General features: G+C 73.4%; 17 protein-coding genes and 1 tRNA gene. 12 read left to right on the top strand and 6 right to left on the bottom strand.

Going from position 1 to position 15,302, the window contains the following annotated elements:
- Positions 1-31: 31 nt before the first annotated feature.
- Positions 32-751 (top strand): MerR family transcriptional regulator, encoded by a 720-nt coding sequence (locus ACQP1S_RS16885; protein WP_091253449.1) that lies wholly within the window; start codon positions 32-34, stop codon positions 749-751.
- A 67-nt stretch (positions 752-818) separates the two neighbouring features.
- Here the strand turns inward: ACQP1S_RS16885 and ACQP1S_RS16880 are convergent, their stop codons facing one another.
- A complete protein-coding gene (locus tag ACQP1S_RS16880) occupies positions 819-1,994 on the bottom strand; it encodes a hypothetical protein (RefSeq protein WP_432896205.1) in 1,176 nt (391 codons plus the stop codon).
- A 369-nt stretch (positions 1,995-2,363) separates the two neighbouring features.
- On the opposite strand from ACQP1S_RS16880, the gene ACQP1S_RS16875 reads away from it, so the two are divergent.
- Together ACQP1S_RS16875 and ACQP1S_RS16870 are read left to right on the top strand one after the other, a co-directional pair.
- The gene (locus ACQP1S_RS16875) at positions 2,364-3,617 is read left to right on the top strand and encodes a D-alanyl-D-alanine carboxypeptidase family protein (RefSeq protein WP_432896202.1); all 1,254 of its coding nucleotides are present in this window, start codon (positions 2,364-2,366) and stop codon (positions 3,615-3,617) included.
- 128 nt (positions 3,618-3,745) lie between these two features.
- Positions 3,746-4,525 carry a peptidylprolyl isomerase gene (locus ACQP1S_RS16870; RefSeq protein ID WP_245722843.1) on the top strand — a complete coding sequence of 260 codons (780 nt, stop codon included), beginning with the start codon at positions 3,746-3,748 and terminating at the stop codon, positions 4,523-4,525.
- A gap of 77 nt (positions 4,526-4,602) precedes the next feature.
- Here ACQP1S_RS16870 and ACQP1S_RS16865 read toward each other — a convergent pair whose 3' ends face one another.
- On the bottom strand, positions 4,603-4,833 hold the full coding sequence (locus ACQP1S_RS16865; protein ID WP_091253597.1) for a hypothetical protein: 231 nt from the start codon (positions 4,831-4,833) through the stop codon (positions 4,603-4,605).
- Positions 4,834-5,072: 239 nt separating this feature from the next.
- Here ACQP1S_RS16865 and ACQP1S_RS16860 point away from each other — a divergent pair, with 239 nt between their 5' ends.
- The 3 genes from ACQP1S_RS16860 to ACQP1S_RS16850 all read left to right on the top strand — a co-directional run bounded on the left by ACQP1S_RS16860 (position 5,073) and on the right by ACQP1S_RS16850 (position 7,802).
- Complete coding sequence (locus ACQP1S_RS16860) at positions 5,073-6,302, top strand: D-alanyl-D-alanine carboxypeptidase family protein (protein ID WP_432896197.1); 1,230 nt, start codon at positions 5,073-5,075, stop codon at positions 6,300-6,302.
- Positions 6,299-7,159 carry a M15 family metallopeptidase gene (locus tag ACQP1S_RS16855; protein WP_432896194.1) on the top strand — a complete coding sequence of 287 codons (861 nt, stop codon included), beginning with the start codon at positions 6,299-6,301 and terminating at the stop codon, positions 7,157-7,159. Before ACQP1S_RS16860 ends, ACQP1S_RS16855 begins: the two co-directional genes overlap by 4 nt.
- A 136-nt stretch (positions 7,160-7,295) precedes the next feature.
- The gene (locus ACQP1S_RS16850; RefSeq protein WP_432896191.1) at positions 7,296-7,802 is read left to right on the top strand and encodes a DinB family protein; all 507 of its coding nucleotides are present in this window, start codon (positions 7,296-7,298) and stop codon (positions 7,800-7,802) included.
- Between the two features lie 72 nt (positions 7,803-7,874).
- Here the strand turns inward: ACQP1S_RS16850 and ACQP1S_RS16845 are convergent, their stop codons facing one another.
- The gene (locus ACQP1S_RS16845; protein WP_432896188.1) at positions 7,875-8,654 is read right to left on the bottom strand and encodes an alpha/beta hydrolase; all 780 of its coding nucleotides are present in this window, start codon (positions 8,652-8,654) and stop codon (positions 7,875-7,877) included.
- A 73-nt stretch (positions 8,655-8,727) separates the two neighbouring features.
- Between ACQP1S_RS16845 and ACQP1S_RS16840 the strand changes: the two genes are divergently transcribed.
- The 3 genes from ACQP1S_RS16840 (at position 8,728) to ACQP1S_RS16830 (ending at position 10,978) form a co-directional block, all read left to right on the top strand.
- Entirely contained in the window at positions 8,728-9,300 is a 573-nt protein-coding gene (locus ACQP1S_RS16840) for a hypothetical protein (protein WP_432896186.1), read from the top strand.
- Positions 9,301-9,674: 374 nt separating this feature from the next.
- Complete coding sequence (locus ACQP1S_RS16835) at positions 9,675-10,874, top strand: RtcB family protein (protein WP_432896183.1); 1,200 nt, start codon at positions 9,675-9,677, stop codon at positions 10,872-10,874.
- 31 nt (positions 10,875-10,905) lie between these two features.
- Positions 10,906-10,978, top strand: a tRNA-Arg gene (locus ACQP1S_RS16830).
- A 26-nt stretch (positions 10,979-11,004) separates the two neighbouring features.
- Here the strand turns inward: ACQP1S_RS16830 and ACQP1S_RS16825 are convergent.
- The 3 genes from ACQP1S_RS16825 to ACQP1S_RS16815 form a co-directional block, all read right to left on the bottom strand.
- The gene (locus ACQP1S_RS16825) at positions 11,005-11,526 is read right to left on the bottom strand and encodes a hypothetical protein (protein ID WP_432896180.1); all 522 of its coding nucleotides are present in this window, start codon (positions 11,524-11,526) and stop codon (positions 11,005-11,007) included.
- 191 nt (positions 11,527-11,717) lie between these two features.
- Entirely contained in the window at positions 11,718-12,935 is a 1,218-nt protein-coding gene (locus ACQP1S_RS16820; protein ID WP_432896177.1) for a helix-turn-helix domain-containing protein, read from the bottom strand.
- The gene (locus ACQP1S_RS16815) at positions 12,932-13,078 is read right to left on the bottom strand and encodes a hypothetical protein (RefSeq protein WP_432896174.1); all 147 of its coding nucleotides are present in this window, start codon (positions 13,076-13,078) and stop codon (positions 12,932-12,934) included. The genes ACQP1S_RS16820 and ACQP1S_RS16815 overlap by 4 nt, the downstream gene beginning before the upstream one ends.
- A 130-nt stretch (positions 13,079-13,208) precedes the next feature.
- On the opposite strand from ACQP1S_RS16815, the gene ACQP1S_RS16810 reads away from it, so the two are divergent.
- The 3 genes from ACQP1S_RS16810 to ACQP1S_RS16800 are packed head-to-tail and all read left to right on the top strand — an operon-like array spanning position 13,209 to position 15,137.
- On the top strand, positions 13,209-14,636 hold the full coding sequence (locus ACQP1S_RS16810; RefSeq protein WP_432896171.1) for a Tat pathway signal protein: 1,428 nt from the start codon (positions 13,209-13,211) through the stop codon (positions 14,634-14,636).
- 40 nt (positions 14,637-14,676) lie between these two features.
- A complete protein-coding gene (locus ACQP1S_RS16805; RefSeq protein WP_432896168.1) occupies positions 14,677-14,934 on the top strand; it encodes a winged helix-turn-helix domain-containing protein in 258 nt (85 codons plus the stop codon).
- On the top strand, positions 14,931-15,137 hold the full coding sequence (locus ACQP1S_RS16800) for a hypothetical protein (protein ID WP_432896165.1): 207 nt from the start codon (positions 14,931-14,933) through the stop codon (positions 15,135-15,137). Before ACQP1S_RS16805 ends, ACQP1S_RS16800 begins: the two co-directional genes overlap by 4 nt.
- Positions 15,138-15,302 lie beyond the last annotated feature (165 nt).

Raw genomic sequence — 15,302 nt, 5'->3', positions numbered from 1 at the left:
CAAACTACGTGGCAACCGATAGGGTGAGCGGGTGGGGGAGCGACGGTGGCGGCTGGTTGACGTCGCGGCCAGCGCGGGAATCTCCACCCAGCAGGTGCGCAACTATCTGGCCGACGGGGTGCTGCCGCCGACCGACCGCACCCCGAGCGGCTACCGGATGTTCACCGCACGCCACGTCCGGGCCCTGGCGGTGGCCCGCCGGATGGCCGAGGGGCACGGCTGGTCGCGTACCCGGGAGGTGTTGGCCGCCGTGCACCGGGGCGAGTTGCCGACGGCGCTCGCCGCGCTGGACGCCGGGCATGCCGAGCTGGACCGCGAGCGGGCCGAGATCGCCCGGGTGCTGGGCGCCTTCGAGACGGTGCTGGGCAGCCCGGCGACGGCCGTGCCCCGCCGGGACGCCCGGATCGGTGTGGTGGCCGCCCAGGTCGGGGTGCGGACCTCACAGCTGCGCCTCTGGGAGCAACGCGGCCTGCTCCGCCCGCACCGGCAGCGGGGCACCGGCTACCGGGTGTACGACGTGGCCGAGTGGCGGGCCGCGCAGGTGGTGGCGCTGCTGCGCAGGGGCGGGTACCCGTTCGACATCATCACCGCGGTGCTCGACGAGTTGCGCAGCACCGGCCGCCCGGACCGGGTCCGGGCCGAACTGGCCCGCCGGGAGCAGGACCTGCACCGCCGCAGCGTGTGCCGGCTGCGGGCCTCCGCCGCGTTGTACGGCTACCTGGCCGAGACCGGCGCGGCCGAGGCGCCCTGAGCCGACCGGTCCCTACACAGCCGGACGGCCCGGCGGATCATCCGCCGGGCCGTCCGTGTGCGAGGGGTCAGTTCAGGCCGCAGGCGGCGAAGTTGTCGAGGTTGGGGCGCTGTGCGCCGACGCGGTTGAAGGCGATCTCGATGCGGTCGAGGGCGGCCTGGCGCTTGTCCTTCAGCGGGCCGAGGATGGCGTTGTTGATGAAGTTCGCGCCGCCCTGGGGGTTGGCGGCCTGCTGGGCGAGGCGGGCGTTGGCCTCGCTGATCTGCTTGTTCAGGTTGGCCAGTTCGGCCTGGACGTTCGCGGCGGCCTGGGCCGGCACGGCGGGGATCTGCGGCGTCGGGCAGTTCACCGTCCGGGCGGCACCGGCGTTGCCGGCACCGGCGTTGCCCGCACCCGCGTTACCCGCACCGGCATTGCCGGCTCCGGCGTTACCCGCACCGGCATTGCCGGCACCCGCGCCGTTGAGGCCGCAGGCGGCGAAGTTGTCGAGGTTGGGGCGCTGTGCGCCGACGCGGTTGAAGGCGATCTCGATGCGGTCGAGGGCGGCCTGGCGCTTGTCCTTCAGCGGGCCGAGGATGGCGTTGTTGATGAAGTTCGCGCCGCCCTGGGGGTTGGCGGCCTGCTGGGCGAGGCGGGCGTTGGCCTCGCTGATCTGCTTGTTCAGGTTGGCCAGTTCGGCCTGGACGTTCGCGGCGGCCTGGGCCGGCACGGCGGGGATCTGCGGCGTCGGGCAGTTCACCGTCTGGGCGGCGGCTGTGGTGTTCGCGCCCGTGCCGGCGTTACCGGCCTTGACGGAGCTGTTCAGCGCGCTGGCGACGCCCGGGGCGTTCAGCCCGCAGGTGGCCAGGCTGTCCAGGTTGGGGCGCTGCGCGCCGACCCGGTTGAAGTTGATCTCGATGCGGTCCAGCACCGCGACGCGCTTGCTCTTCAACGGGCCGAGGATGGCGTTGTTGATGAAGTTCGCACCGCCCTGCGGGTTGGCCGCCTGCTTGGCCAGCCGCTCGTTCTGCCGGGCGATCTCCTCGTCCAGGTTGGCCAGTTCCCGCTCCACTCCGGCGGCAGCCGCCGCCGGAATCGCCGGCAGCTTGTCCCGTACGGTGGGGCAGTTCACGGTCTGCGCGGCGCTGCTGCCGGTGTTCTCGGCGGCGGAGGCGAGCTGCAGACCGCCACCCAGGAGCAGCACCGCCAGGGCGCCCACTCCGCCGAGCTTGAGGACGGAATTCTTCCGCATTGGCCTGGCCATGTACCTCTCCTCTGATCTCCGGCGGGCCGTGGACGATGTCGCGTCCGGGGGCCCGACGGTGGCTGGGGTGAAGGGGGGCCGGTGTCCGCCGTCTGGCACTGGCGACCGCCCCGGTCCGTCCTTGCGGCGATGGATACGGGGACCGGTCGGAGATCGTTCAAGAATTTCGGTCAGCTTCCGATAGCTCTCCGTGGTCATGGGTAAAACCGCAGCTCAGTGTGGGTGGGAGCGATCCCGGCCGCGCTCTGGAGCGGCGTTTTCGGCAACCTGGAGTAATGGGGTGCCCACCGAAAGTGAGACGCGTCGGTCCCGTCGGGCCAGCCGCGTCCCCTGGGGGAGTGGCCTGCCGCCTCGGTAGGGTGCCTGACCATGAGAGCCCGGGTCCTGGCCGCCGCCGTCGCGGCCGTACTCCTCGTCGGCGTGACGCCCGCTCCGGCGGACGCGGGCGGTGCGGTCCGCGCCGGATCGGCGCGCGCCGTCGTCGTGCCGTGCCCGAAGCTGCCGGCACCGAAGGTGACCCGACCTCCCCGGCCCACGCCGCCCCCGGCGGTGCCCGCGCAACAGGCGGTGGGTGGGGAGGCGCTGGCCACCCCCGGACTGACCGTGCCGCCCGGCGCACCCGCGCCGCCACCGGTCACCGCGACCTCCTGGCTGGTCGCCGACCTGGACACCGGGGCGGTCCTCGGTGGCTGCGGCCCGCACGAGTACGGCACCCCGGCCAGCGTGCAGAAGTTGCTGCTCGCCGCCACCATGCTGTCGAAGCTGGACCCGAAGCAGGTGGTCACGGTGACCCGCCCGGATCTGGACATCGAGCCCGGCAGCTCCGCCGTCGGCCTGCTCGACGGGGGCCGCTACCCGGTCGAGACCGTCTGGCTGGGCCTGCTGCTGCAGTCCGGCAACGACGCGGCCAACCTGCTGGCCCGCCTGGGTGCGGGCAGCGCGGCAGCCGGGGTCCGCGAGATGAACGCCGAGGCACGCCGGCTCGGCGCGTGGCAGACCCGCGCGGTGACCCCGTCCGGGCTGGACGGGCCGGGGCAGTTCACCAGCGCGTACGACCTGGCGTTGATCGCCCGGGTCTGCTTCGCCGACCCCACCTTCCGCCGGTACGCGCTGACCGAGCGGACCCAGATCCCGGCCCAACCGGCGCTGCGCAAGCCCGGCTTCCAGATCCAGAACGAGAACCAGTTGATCTACCGGTACCCGGGGGCGCTGGGCGGCAAGACCGGCTTCACGGACCTGGCCCGGCACACCTACGTCGGAGCCGCCGAGCGTGGTGGCCGGCGGCTGGTGGTGACCCTGCTCGGTGCGGAGGCCCGCCCGGTGCGCGGCTGGGAGCAGGGGGCGCGGCTGCTCGACTGGGGCTTCGGCCTGCCCCGGGACGCCGCGGTGGGACGACTGGTCGACCCCGGTGAGGTGACCACCCCCAACGCGGCGCCGTCGGCGTCCGCCCCGGTGGCCGCCGCGCCGAATCCCGCCGGGCGGGTGGTGGGTGCGCCGGACTGGCTCGGTGGGGCGCTGGTCGGCGGGGCTGCGGGACTGGTCGGGTTGCTGGCCGTCCTGCTCGCCGTCGGCCGCCGCCGGCGGGCCCGCCGACGGGTCCGGCGACGCGTCGCCTGGGACTGACCGCCGCCCGTCGCCGGTGCCGCCTCGCCCGGGATCGGCCGGCGTCGACAACCGGGTCCGCCCTCCATAGACTCCGGTCGTTCCGGTACCACCCGCCTCTCCGGTACCACGAGTCCAGGAGGACCACAGTGTCGAGTGAACCCCGACCGTTCGCCGCCGGGTCACGTGCCCATGGCCGGCTGGCCCGCCTCGCCGGGACGGCGCTGGCCTCGGCCGCGCTGGTCGTCGCCGGTGGCACCGCGGCCGTCGCCGCGCCCGCCGACGGGCCGAGCGCCGCCCGGACCACCAAGGGGCCGTGCGCGTACACCTCCACGCCCGACGAACCGGCGGCCCGGCCGGTGCCGCTGCCGCGGGACCCGCGACAGACGCCGGACCACGGCACGGTCCGGGTCACCCTGCGCACCAACCAGGGGCCGATCGGCCTGACCCTGGACCGGGAGCAGGCCCCGTGCACCGTGCAGAGCTTCCTGCACCTGGCGCGACACCGGTTCTACGACTGGACGCCCTGCCACCGGCTGACCGCCTACCCGACGCTCAAGGTGCTCCAGTGCGGGGACCCCTCCGGCACCGGTGAGGGCGGGCCGGGCTACCGCTACCGCGACGAACTGCCCACCGACCTGCCGCCCGCGCCGACCGACCCCACCGGGGTCCGCCGGCTCTACGCCCGGGGCACGCTGGCCATGGCCAACGCCGGTCCAGACACCAACGGCAGCCAGTTCTTCCTGGTGCAGTCGGATTCGGCGCTGCGCCCCAACTACACCGTGTTCGGCAGCATCGACGCGGCCGGGCTGGCCACCCTGGACCGGATCGCCGCCGGTGGCATCGCGCCCACCCCGGAGGACCCCGCGCCGGTGGACGGCGCCCCGGCCCAGCCGGTGCAGATCCACCGGGCCATCCGGGGTCGCTGAGCCCGGCGGGCCGGGTCGCACCCCGGCAGACCGCCGAACCCGTCGGGCGGGGGCGTGGATCGCCCCCGCCCGAACGGTCAGCCCTCCTCGCCCGCCGCGCGGGCCCGGTCGGCGTCCGCGTCGGCCGACCCGACCGGTACGCCGTCGCCGTCGCGGTCCGCCCCGGACAGGTCCACCTCCGCGCCGGCCCGCGCGGCGTCGGCGCGGGCGTCGTCCGCCCCCACCACGGGGCGGGTGTCGACGTCATCGACGTCGACCAGGTCACCACCGGCCGCGAGGCCGAGCGGAGCGTAACGGGGGTCGGTCATGGTCTCCTCCTTCACCGGTGCCTACCCTCCGCTACCCGCATGGACCGTCGTCGACACCTCCCGCCGCAGGCCGGGTGACCACCGGGCGCACCCACGGCCCGGTGCCGGGGACCCGAATGTGGGTTCGAGCTGCGGGTTCGTCGCAGCAGGGGCGGCATGCTACCGGTCGACCCGGGCCCGCAGGGCGTGATTCACCGGATCGCCCGAGCGACGGACCCGGCATCACTACGTTCGTCAGCGTGAGAGTTCGGGGACGTACCGCCGCTGTCATCGTCGGTCTCCTGCTGTCGCCGGTCGGCGCGCCCGCCGGTGCCGTGGCCGCTGCCGGGGCGGTGACCACCGGGCCGTGCGCGCCCGTGCCGGCGGCGTCCCGGCCGCCCCGGCCGACGCCGCCGCGCGCGGACCCCGCCGCCCGGGCGGTCGGCGGTCCCGCCCTGGCCACCAGGGCGCAGGTACGGCCGGCCGGGACGTCCGCGCCGCCCGCCGTGCCGGCCACCTCCTGGCTGGTCGCCGACCTGGACAGCGGCGACGTGCTCGGTGGCTGCGGCCCGCACGAGTACGGCACCCCGGCCAGCGTGCAGAAGCTGCTGCTCGCCGCCACCATGCTGCCGACCCTCGACCCCCGGCAGGTGGTCACCCTCACCGATGGCGACCTCGACATCGAGCCCGGCAGCTCCGCCGTGGGTTTCGCCGAGGACGGCCGGTACCGGATCGAGACCCTCTGGCTGGGCCTGCTGCTCAAGTCCGGCAACGAGGCGGCGAACGCGCTGGCCCGGCTCGGCGGTGGCGCGGACGGTCTGCCCGGCGGGTTGCGGGCGATGAACGCGCACGCCCGGCAGCTCGGCGCGGGGCAGACCCACGCGGTGACCCCGTCCGGGCTGGACGGGCCGGGCCAGTTCACCAGCGCGTACGACCTGGCGCTGATCGCCCGTGCCTGCTTCGCCGACGCCACCTTCCGCCGCTACGACACCACCCGGGAGGCAATGATCCCGGCCCAGCCGGCGCTCGGCGAGAAGGCCTTCCCGATCCAGAACGACAACCAACTGCTCTACCGGTACCCGGGGGCGCTGGGCGGCAAGACCGGCTACACGGACCTGGCCCGGCACACCTACGTCGGGGCCGCCGAACGCGGCGGCCGGCGGCTCGTGGTTACCCTGCTCGGCGCGGAGGTCGTCGACAAGCGGGGCTGGGAACAGGGCGCGGCCCTGCTCGACTGGGGTTTCGGAGTGCCCCGGGGTGCGGCCGTGGGCCGCCTGGTCAACCCCGGTGAACTGACCGCCGGCCCGTCCGGGACCGCCGCCACCCCGCCCCCGCTGGCCGCCGCCGGTGGACCGGGCCGACTCGACCCGGCCGGTCACCCCTGGTCACGTCCGCTGGTCGCGGTCTCCCTGGCCGCCGTCGTGGCCGGGCTCGCCGGGCTGCTGCTCGCCCTGCGCCACCGACCCCACGACATCCGCCGACGGCGGTGAGACCCGGCGCGCACCGCCGCCGGTGGGTGCTGGTCCGGTTGCTGCTCGTCGCGGTGGTGCTCGCGGCGGCGGGCTGTGACCGGCCCCCGCAGCCCGCGCCGCCGGCGGACGCCGCCACGCCCACCCCGACCGGACCCCGTGCCCCGACCGGACCCCGTGCCCCGACCGACGTGGTGCTGCTGTCCGAGGTCGACCCGAGCATCGTCGTGGACGTCCGCTACGCCGGCCCGCACAACTTCCTCGGCCGCCCGGTGGACGGCTACGACGAGCCGTTGTGCCTGCTCACCCGTACCGCCGCCGAGGCGCTGCGCCGGGTGCAGGACGCTGCCCGCGCCCAACGGTTGAGCCTGCGGGTCTACGACTGCTACCGGCCGCAGCGCGCCGCCGACGAGTTCGTCCGCTGGGCGAAGGACCCCGCCGCGCAGCAGATGAAGGCGGAGTTCTATCCCCGGGTGGCCAAGTCGAAGCTGTTCGCCGACGGCTACCTCGGTGCGCCCACCGCACACAGCCGGGGCAGCACCCTCGATTTGACCCTGGAGCCCCGGCCAGCCCCGCCCCGCGCCTCGTACGCCCCGGGCCAGCCGCTGGTGGCCTGCACCGATCCGGCCGACCGGCGGTTCGCCGACGGCAGCCTCGACATGGGCACCGGATTCGACTGCTTCGACCCGCTCGCGCACACCGCCGACGCCCGGGTCACCGGCGACGCCCGGACCCACCGGCAACTGCTGAAGCGCCTGATGACCGGGGAGGGTTTCGTCAACTACGACCGGGAGTGGTGGCACTACCGGTACGCCGACGAGCCCTACCCGGACACCTACTTCGACTTTCCGGTGGCCCGCGCGTCCCTGCCCCGCTGACCCGCCCGTCATCGGTCCCGGGGTCGGCCGCCGCCGGTCGACCTGCCCCGGCGGGCCGGCACCCGGACGCCGCTAGGCTGCCCGAGGGCTTCCGGCCGCCCGCCCGGGGCGGCCCCGTTCCCGTGGAGGACCCGACATGACCACCGAACGGATCGGCCCGCCGCTGTGCGCCGGGGAGCGGGAGACGCTGCGCGCCTTTCTCGACTTCCACCGGGCCACCCTCGCCATCAAGTGCGAGGGGTTGACCGACGAGGAGCTGCGTCGCCGCGCCGTGCCGTCGTCGCAGTTGACCCTGCTCGGCCTGTTGCGGCACCTCGCCGAGGTGGAGCGCGCCTGGTTCCGTCGGGTGATCGACGCCGAGGACGTGCCGCTGCTCTGGTCGGACACCGGCGACTACCAGCAGGCGTACGACCCGACCGGGTCGACCGGGGCGGAGGCGTTCGAGGCGTGGCAGCGGGAGGTGGCGCACTCCCGGCGTATCGAGCTGGCGGCGGCCTCGCTCGACGTCACCGGCCACCAGCCGCGCTGGGGTGAGGACGTGTCGCTGCGGCTGGTGATGCTGCACATGATGCACGAGTACGCCCGCCACAACGGCCACGCCGACCTGCTGCGTGAAGGCGTGGACGGCAGCGTGGGCGTCTGACCGCCTGCCCCGGCCCGGTGACGGTGCCGCCGCTGCGCCGGGCGGCCGGGCGGCGGTGCCGCGCCCGTCGGGTCAGGTGACGGGGGGCCGGGTGCGCAGCGGCAGCCAGGCCAGCACCTTCTGGATCTGGGCGTCCCAGTACGGCCAGTCGTGGTCGCCGGGGGAGAACTCCACGGTCACCGGCACGCCCCGGTCCCGGGCGGCCTCGACGAAACGCACGTTGTCGCCGTACAGGAAGTCCTCGGTGCCGCAGGCGACGTAGAGCGGGGGAGTGTCGGGCCCGGCCCGGCCCACCAGCGCCACCGTGTCGTCGTCGGCCCCGGCCGTCGGGGCATCGCCCCAGATGGTGTGCCAGACGTCCGGGTCGAGTGGCCGGTCCGGGTGGTGCCGGCGGTGGGCGACGTGGAGCGCCCCGGACAGGCTGGCGGCGGCGGCGAACCGTTCCGGCTGCCGCAGCGCCCACTTCACCGCGCCGTAGCCGCCCATCGACAGCCCGGCCACGAAGGTGTCCTCCCGGCGGTCGGAGAGCCGGAAGAACGACCGGCAGACCCGGGGCAACTCCTCGGTGAGGAAGGTCCAGTACCGGTTGCCGTGCGTCTCGTCGGTATAGAAGCTGCGCCCCACCTGGGGCATCACCACGGCCAGGCCCAGCGACGCCACGTAGCGTTCGATCGAGGTCTGGCGGGTCCAGGCGGTGTCGTCGTCGCTGAGGCCGTGCAGCAGGTAGAGCACCGGCGGGTCGCCGTCGGCCGGTCCCGTGGGCAGATCCGGGTCGGGTTGCGGCAGGATCACCGTCATCGACGTGCTGATTCCCAGCGCCGCGGAGTCGAAGTCGCACCGCATCAATGCCATGGCCATGGACCGTACCGCGTGGTGTCCGGGCCGGACACGCCCGCACCGCCCGGGGGAACCCTAGGCTGTCGCCATGTCCACCGAGGATGCCGTGATCGACCTGGACACGCCTCGGGACGAATCCGTCGGGCCGACCGGCAGCCGTGGCCGGCGTACCGCCCGACCCTGGCTCGTCGCCGGTCTGGTGGCCGCCTTCGCCGCCGGCACCGTGCTGGGCGGTTGGGGTGTCGACCGGTCGCGGGAGGCCCGCGCCCGACAGGAGCGGGACGCGACGGTCACGCTGGTGGCCATCCCCGCCGGAGTGGACAGCGGCGGCGTGAACTCCGGGGGCCGGGCCCGGATCGAGGGGTCGCTGGCGGTGGTCAACGCCGGGCCGTCGCCGATCACGCTACGGTCGGTCCGGGCGGAGAGCCCCACCGTCCTGATCCAGGATCTCGGCCGGACCCGGCTGATCCGGCCCGGGGGCACCGGCTGGATCGGCGTGGTGGCGCTGTTCCAGTGCGGGGATGCGGTCGGCCCGGAGCCGCTGTCGATGCGGTTCTCCGTGCAGACCGCCGACGGGCAGGTCCGGGAGGCCCGCTACCCGGTCGCCCTCGTGGGCAGCGTCTGGCTCGACAGGCTGTCGGGGATGTGCGAACCGCGATAGCCGCCACCTGTGCGGGCGGGAATATCCATTTGCGGCGGTGCGGGCGTCCGCCTAGGTTCAACGGCAACAGCACACCGATCAACCGGGGAGCGCACCGTGTCGCAGCACCTGCACACCGAAACCACACGGCAGCTGCCGTGCGGTGGTGTGCTGTTGCCCGCCGGCAGGCGAATCCAGCGCCGGTGTGGCCGGCGACCGGGGTGGCGGCGCGGATAGCGCCAGCGCGACACGCGCAGCCGCCCACCCCTGCCAGGGGACCGGGCGGCTTTTTCGTCCCCGACTCCCGCCGAGGGGTGCCGCGCACCGGGTTCCGGTCCCGACAGTCGCCGGTGCGAAGCCGCTCACCCCTGCCCCCACGAACGAGGAGAACCACCATGGCATTCACCCCGCTGCCGGGCACGAAGGCCCCGGTACGGGTCTGGACCGACCCGTACGCCATCGAGCCGCAGGCCGCCCAGCAGCTGCGCAACATCGGCGCGCTGCCCTGGGTGCAGGGCGTCGCCGTGATGCCGGACGTGCACTACGGCAAGGGCGCGACCGTCGGCTCGGTGATCGCCATGCGGCAGGCCGTCTCGCCGGCCGCCGTCGGGGTGGACATCGGCTGCGGGATGAGCGCGGTACGGACCTCGCTCACCGCCGCCGACCTGCCCGACAACCTCGCACCGCTGCGGTCCGCGATCGAGGCGGTCGTGCCGGTCGGCTTCGCCAAGCGGGACGACCCGGTCGACCCGCGGCGGGTCCGGGGCCTGGAGCAGCGCGGCTGGGACGACTTCTGGGCCCGGTTCGGCACCCTGGACCGGAAGGTGGCGCAGCTGGAGAGCCGGGCCCGGCACCAGCTGGGCACCCTCGGCGGCGGCAACCACTTCATCGAGGTCTGCGTCGAGCAGGACGGCCCGGACGCCGGGCAGGTCTGGCTGATGCTGCACTCCGGTTCCCGCAACATCGGCAAGGAGCTGGCCGAGCGGCACATCGGGGTGGCCCGCACCCTGCCGCACAACGCCGACCTGCCCGACCGGGACCTGGCGGTGTTCCTCGCCGGCACCCCGGAGATGGACGCCTACCGGCGGGACCTGTGGTGGGCGCAGGAGTACGCGCGGCGCAACCGGGCGGTCATGCTGGCCCTGCTCTGCGGGGTGGTCCGGGACGCGTTCCCGCAGGTCAGTTACGGGGAGCCGATCTCCTGCCACCACAACTACGTGGCCGAGGAGAGCTACGACGGGGTGGACGTGCTGGTGACCCGCAAGGGGGCGATCCGGGCCGGTCGGGGGGACCTGGGGATCATCCCCGGGTCGATGGGCACCGGGTCGTACATCGTGCGGGGTCGGGGGAACCCGGACGCGTACTGCTCGGCGTCGCACGGCGCGGGGCGGCGGATGTCGCGGACGAAGGCGAAGCGGACGTTCAGCACCGCCGACCTGGCGCAGCAGACCGCCGGGGTGGAGTGCCGCAAGGACGCCGGGGTGGTCGACGAGATCCCCGGCGCGTACAAGGACATCACCGAGGTGATGGCGCAGCAGGACGACCTGGTCGAGGTGGTGGCCCACCTCAAGCAGGTGGTCTGTGTGAAGGGTTAGACCGGCCGACGCCCCCGGGCGTCGGCCGTGAGCCCCGGTGGCGCAGCGGACAGCGCGCCGGTCTACGAAACCGGAGAGCCCAGGTTCGAATCCTGGTCGGGGCACCGTGGCAGGCTCCCTGCCGCGATTTCTAGCCGAGGTCGTGTACCTCCAGCCCTCGCATGATCAGCATCTGCATCGAGCCGAACCCGTAGAGATCCGCGTCGGATGACAGGTTCGCCACCTCGCGGAGCACCGGCTCGACGTCGATGCCGCACTCGCGGGCCCGGTGGCACAGCGACCAGATCGCCATCAGCTCGTCGCGCGGATCGGCGCCTTGATCCGTCGCGGAGACATGGACGAGTCGTCGGCGGAACTCTCCGACCGAATCCCACGCCACCGGTAGGTGGGCGGCCCAGCGGAAGGACGGGTGAGCCCGAAAGATGTCCCGGACCTCCGCACGGGCCGGCGCTCCGCCGGTCTCGTACGCCTCCAACAGCGCCTCGAGCGCGGCGGACGCCTCGGCCGCCACCCCGGCCTCTTCCACCGGCGGCGGCGCTTGCCGGATCTGGGCCATCCAGTTCGGATCGTCGAGGTCGACCGGGCGCTCGGCGATGTCCCGCAACAGATCGTCGATCACGGCGACATCCGCGCGGACCCTAGCAAGATTCATGCCGTCATTGTGCTGTCCCCAAGGAGATCCACCGGGTCAGGAGGTCCGGTGGCCGCGACTGCTGGGCTCAGGGCTGGCGATGGGCGTGGTAGCCGCTGACCGGTCCGAGTGCGTCGGCGGTTTGCTGCCTGATGATCAGGTGCGCTTCCTGGACGTCACTCAACGACCGATCCGGCCACCAGGTGCACAGGTCAGGGGCGGGTCAACCCGATGGTGGCGGCGAGGCGGGCGACGTCAGCCGGGGTGGGGCCGGCGCGGAGCACGGCGGCCAGGGCGACCCGGGCGGCGGGACGGGTGCGGGTTTCGGCGGGGGCGATGTGGTCGGCGGTGACGAGGGCCCGCCCGGCGGCGTCGTGGTCACCGAGGTCGAGGTGGGCCCGGGTGATGTCGATGAGGTGGGCGGCGCGGTGTTCGGCGGGGAGCCGCCGCCAACCCTCCTGGTCGGTGGCCCGGCGGTGCAGGGCGACGGCCCGATGGTGGTCGCCGAGGCGGGTCGCGGTGAGGGCACGGGCGAGGTCGACGCTGGTGGGGCCGAACGTGACGCCGTCCTGGTCGTGCCGTTCGTGGTCGGCGGCGAGGTGGGCGGCGCGTTCGGTCAGGTCGTGGGCGGTGGCGGCGTCGCCGTGACCGGCGACGGCGAGGGCGGCCTCGATGAGCAGCGTCCCGGTCAGGGCCGACGCCGGCGGGTGGCCGTGCGTCACCGCCGGGTCGAGTTGGCGTACGGCGGTGAGCGCGGCGGTCGTGGCCAGCCGGCCCCGCCGCAGCGCGCGGAGCACCTGCGCGAGGGACACCGCCGCGAGCCCGATCCGCATCGGGTCACCACGGGTGGCGGCCATCATCGCCCGGTCGGCGGCCAGCCAGGCCAGGTGCGCGTCGCCGAGCTTGACCAGTGTCTGGGCGGTGAGCCGGTAGACCCGCACCAGCAGATCGAGCACGGGCGGGTCCGCCAGGCTGACGTGGCAGGCGTGGCGGCTGTCGACGAGCAGGTCGGGCAGCATCCGCAACACCTGGGGGTGCTGCCCGTTGCGGTACGCCGTCCAGGCGTAGCCCGCCTGGTCGTCGAGCTGCCGCACCGCCGCCCCGACCGGGGCGGATGCCGGAGCGTCGTGCCGGGCCAGGGCGGCCCGGACCCGTTCCACGGCGGCACCGACATCGGTGACCGGTGCCGGCGGGTTCCGACCGCCGAGCAGGAGCTGCGGCGCGACGCCGAGCGCCCCGGCCACCGTCTCGATGACGGAGAGCCGATCGAGGGTACGCACACCCCGTTCGACCTTGTCGACCCAGCTCTTCGACTTGCCGATCCGGTCGGCGAAGACCTGCTGGCTCATGCCCCGCCGGGCCCGTAACTCGGCCATCCGCCGTCCGATCGGCGGCTCGCTGCCGGTGCGCTGCCGGCCTGGCCCGGTCACCGGTCGTGCCCCGGCAGCGGCATGGGGTGGGTGGACCCGCCGCAGCGGGGGCACCACCGGGACTTGACCCGGAACGCGAGCAGCCCGAGCAGGAAGCCCGGCACCAGCCCCCCGAACAGGACCGCCAGGAGCTGGGAGATCATCTGCGCTCTCGCTTTCTGCCGCGTCTGGCGGGAGGCGGGGGCGACCGTTGCGTCGGTCACTCGCTGTCCCATAGGGTCTACTCGCAGTAAACGGACATGCTGCGGCGCTTGGAAGTCGTGTCGGGTGTCGTTGCTGTTGAACGCGTGGAACGCAGCCGCAACGGGAAGGCCGCCGATGGCAGTACGGCGACGCAACGAAAAGCTGCTGGCCCTCGTTCGCGAGTGCCAGTGGTCGTACGACGCCTGTGCTGCGGCGGTACGTGCCGTCGCGCTGGAGAACGGTGGCGCGCTCCCGTCCTGTGACCGTTCCCATGTGGGTCACTGGATCGCCGGAGTGAAGCCTGCCGAGACGACCTCCCGCTATCTGGCCGAAGCCTTCTCCCGTCGGTTGGGCCGGATTGTCGGTCCGGCCGATCTCGGGCTTGTCGTCGGCGATAGCCTGGACCCTGATCTGACCGGCCTGGATTGGTGGAAGCACGACCCGGCCACCGATCTCCTGACGCTCGGGAGAGCCGACGTGGAACGACGGGCGTTCGGATTCACCGCCCTGTACTCACTGGCTGCGCTCGCCGTTCCGCTGGACTCCTGGGAGGACATCGCGGACCGGGGTCGGCGGGCTCGGGTCGGGGGCGCGGCGGTGGGTCGCCGGGAGATCGACGCTGTTCGCGACATGCTCGCGGTGTTCAGCAGGGCCGACGAGCGGTTCGGTGGCGGGCATGCGCGGCTCGCCGTGGTCCAGTACCTCACCTCCGACGTGGCCGGCTATCTCCAGGGCACCTTTTCGTCCGACCACGATCGTCGGGCCATGTTCAGTGCCGCAGCCGAGTTGACCTATCTCGCGGGCTGGAAGGCGTTTGATTCGTCGCTGCACGGGGTGGCCCAGCGGTACTACCTCCAGTCGCTGCGATTGGCCAACGAGGCGGACGATCGGGCGTTGGCCGGCTTCACGCTTCGGGCGATGGCGCATCAGGCTGTCGACCTGGGACATGGTCCGGAGGCGTTGGAACTCGCCAACTCGGCCCTCGCCTGGTCGAGGGGGAGGGCGACCCCGGCAGCGACCGCGCTCTTCACCGTTCTCACCGCCCGTGGGCATGCCGCGACGGGCGACAGGGCCAGAACGTCGGCGGCGCTCAGGGCCGCCGAGGCCCACCTCGCGAAGGCGTCCCCGGACGACGAGCCGACCTGGATCCAGACCAGCGGCTTCACCGTGACCTCGCTGGCGAGTCAGGCCGGTCAAGCCCTTCGCGACCTGGCTGACCTTCCCGCTGCGGAAACCGAGCTGCGCCGCTCGGTCGCCACCCGCGACACCGAGGCGTACCGGCGGATCCACACCCTGACGTTGGCCAACCTCGCCGACGTCCAATGTGTACGCGGACGGCTTCGCGAGGCGACCGAGAGCTGGAACAACGCCTTGGACTCGATGGCCGGTGTCCGGTCCGGCCGAGCAACCATGGCCGTGAAGAACATGCGTACCAGGCTCAGCAGCCTTGGCCCACGCCTGCCTCCATTCGCGAAGCAACTCGACCAACGGGCCGCAGCTCTCCTCGTCGCCTCCTGACGCCGCCCCGCTCAGCCGTTGCTGCGCCCCTTGTCTACTCGTGTTGCCAGCCGAGGGGAGTAGCTGGTCACTGCGTTACCGCTACGAGCAGATCGCCGACGACCTCGCCGAACGCATAGCTGCCGGCGAGTTCCCGCCGTGCTCCAGGCTGCCCAGCCGACGAGAGTTGATCGAGCACTATGGCGTTACTGAGCCAGTGATCGACCGCGCCATGCAGGTGCTGCGGATCAAAGGCATGACCGAGAGCCTGCCGGTTGTCCTGGTGGTCGTGGAACTGTTGGACACGTCGACTTCGTGATCGACCCGAGTGCGGATCGCGCCGTGTTCCGGCAGCTCGCAGACCTCCTGCGAGACAGGATCACCACTGCTACCGCCCGGATGCCCACCCCCGCCGAGCGACGCGAACTGGAGATGGGCGAGGGCATCCCGGTCATCGTGATCTTCCGCGCCGACGGCTCCCGAGAGATGTACGCCGCCGACCGCGTCCGCGTGGGCCGCTGACCCTCTCCCAACGTTGGGAAGCCCTGCCGGGGGATGCGGCCCGAACCTGTCGACTGGTGACGCCCCGGGTCGTCGCGCAGGTGCCAAACGCCATCGGTTCAGGTCCAGGGTTGACCTGTGTCGACGCTTGCACTGCCTTCTTGCCGCTCCGCGCCGCCCAGTACC

This window comes from Micromonospora matsumotoense, from assembly GCF_050951065.1.
GTDB classification, from domain to species: Bacteria; Actinomycetota; Actinomycetes; order Mycobacteriales; family Micromonosporaceae; genus Micromonospora; species Micromonospora matsumotoensis.
This window is presented reverse-complemented; position numbering and strand designations above follow the sequence as displayed.